Raw genomic sequence first — 2,183 nt, 5'->3', positions numbered from 1 at the left:
AAATAAAGTAGGGAAACCACTCTCGTGGCTTCCCCCTTATCAAACCGTACGTGCCCTATTAAGGCATACGGCTTACCCATATGTTATAAATGTTTATCAAGAGGATGCGTTCCAGGCATTTTGCATCTTTTGGAGTCGGTGAGGAGTATAATATTTCTCACCTTTTACTTTTATTCGCTTAATTTCATTCTGCACTTTACGTTTAGATTTACTTATCATCTCATTTAGGTATTGCTCTTTTGTGTATCCATAGACTTTATTTAAGTAAAGCCAGTAAGAAGGAATCAATTGAATCTTCAAGAAGAACGAGTTGTTCCATAAACTACGCATCTTTAACTCTTTCCTTTGTGACGGATGTTTATGGATAAAGGCCACCCTCAATCTCTTCCTTATATATCCATCTATGTCAGACAGTGTTCTTCGAACCCATCTCGTTTGACAATGGTTGGGGCTTCCTAATTCTATATTTGCTTTTATGGCTTCAACCACTGTCACATAGTAGTTGACCTTTCCTCTTATGATTGGATTCACACGGTCTATCCACTCATCTTTACTTAGAGTGAACGTTTTCCTCGTTTTGTTCTTAATCTTTAGTCGAAAATCCTTTATGGATTCTTTCTTTGGCGTCACATGAAAAACCGACTTTTTGTCTTTCCTTCCTTCTCTCCAGTGATGAAACGTAAATCCCAGAAAATCAAAGTTATCCTTTTGAAAGTTGATGACTTTCGTCTTTTCCTTTGAAACTTCTAACCCTAGTTCTTTTAGCTTTTCTTTTGTGATACAGGCTGCTTCTTTGATATCTGCTTCTGATTTGGCAAAAAGCAGAAAGTCATCCGCATAACGTACAAAGCGTATTCCATGCAAATCCCATTCCCAATCCATTTCATTCAGATACACGTTGGCAAGTAACGGAGAAATGACCCCTCCTTGGGGTGTCCCATAGTCAGAGTGAATTTGTCTTCCTTCTTCCATATATCCTGCTTTAAGCCATTGCTGAATCACATTTAGGACCGTACGGTCCGACACATACTTCTTTAGTACAGTTAAGAGCTTCTTATGTGGGATGTTGTCAAAGAACCCTTTTATATCGCAATCATAGATATGATTGTACCCCGATTCAATATTCCATAAAATAATCTGTAAGGCTCTTTTGACTCCCCGATTTGGGCGATATCCCACGGACCAACTGTGAAATAACTGTTCCTCGAATTTTGGCTGTAAGACATTGACCACACTCTGTTGCACGATTCTATCTTCTATCGTAGGAATGCCCAAAGGTCGTTTCTTCCCATCTTTCTTGGGGATGTATACTCTTTTTACTGGTTGGGGTTGGTACGTTTTCGTTCGCAATTTCCCTAAGAGATTTAGTATATTCTCTTCCAGTTTTACTTCATAACTCTCGATAGTTTCTCCATCTACTCCTCCCGCACCTTTGTTTTCTTTGACTTTCCGAAAGCTTTCCGTCAATTTGCGGTCGAATAGGAGTTGTCCATAAACACTGTGTAATTTCATTTTCCACTCTTGACTCATTTCATATTCCACGCCTTTCCTTGATGTACATTCAAACAGTTTTACCGCGGTAACGTATTTGTTGGCATTACATCACTTCCATGACCTGGAGCCATAGGCCGTTCCCCTTCCGTTCATTCAATGTTTGGTCATTGAACTACTCCCGTACTATGAGAACGTCTGACTTCTCCACCCGTTCTATGTCACTTCGGATTACCCTTATAGACTAGAACCCTGCCTGTTTGGTAAGGTGGAGACCTCACGGGGTTATCGTATTTCCCTTCAAAACATACCCTGCACCATCACGTGATAAGTCACATTTACTCGATCTGACTTCTAAAGAAAATGCCTGTAAGTGGGCTTCCTCATTTTTCGAAAAGTCGCCAACTTATCCCGCCGCCGTGCTTTACACTTCTTGCATTAGGGTCTGCTTTTTCACCTACGGGTCTCTCGACTTTCCGCATCTCCTTCAGACAATACCTCACGGTATTGCCCTAGATTAGGCTTCCCAAGCTAGGTCAGTCTCCTTGGGAATGGACTTTCACCATCTGGGATTCAATTGCTCCATTCTTTTACCAGTCGTTTCATCGAAATGACGTCTCTGTCGAATAAAGAAAATGAGGGACGCTGACAGTGTCAACATCCCATACGACTGCCCGTCGCACAAAAAGCTG

General features: G+C 41.2%; 1 protein-coding gene. It reads right to left on the bottom strand.

Translation table 11 applies throughout. The features are described 5' to 3' along the window. Positions 1 to 96: 96 nt before the first annotated feature. Positions 97 to 1,530 (bottom strand): group II intron reverse transcriptase/maturase, encoded by a 1,434-nt coding sequence (gene ltrA, locus N0M92_RS28965; protein WP_260289013.1) that lies wholly within the window; start codon positions 1,528 to 1,530, stop codon positions 97 to 99. Positions 1,531 to 2,183 lie beyond the last annotated feature (653 nt).

It is taken from the genome of Peribacillus aracenensis, assembly GCF_025175645.1.
GTDB classification, from domain to species: Bacteria; Bacillota; Bacilli; order Bacillales; family DSM-1321; genus Peribacillus; species Peribacillus aracenensis.
Note: the sequence above shows the minus strand (reverse complement) of the source record. Positions and strands in the feature narration are given on the sequence as shown.

What these genes read in the sequence shown, in the direction of transcription:
- ltrA (WP_260289013.1), bottom strand. Translation starts at nt 1,530, where the DNA reads ATGAGTCAAGAGTGGAAAATGAAATTACACAGTGTTTATGGACAACTC.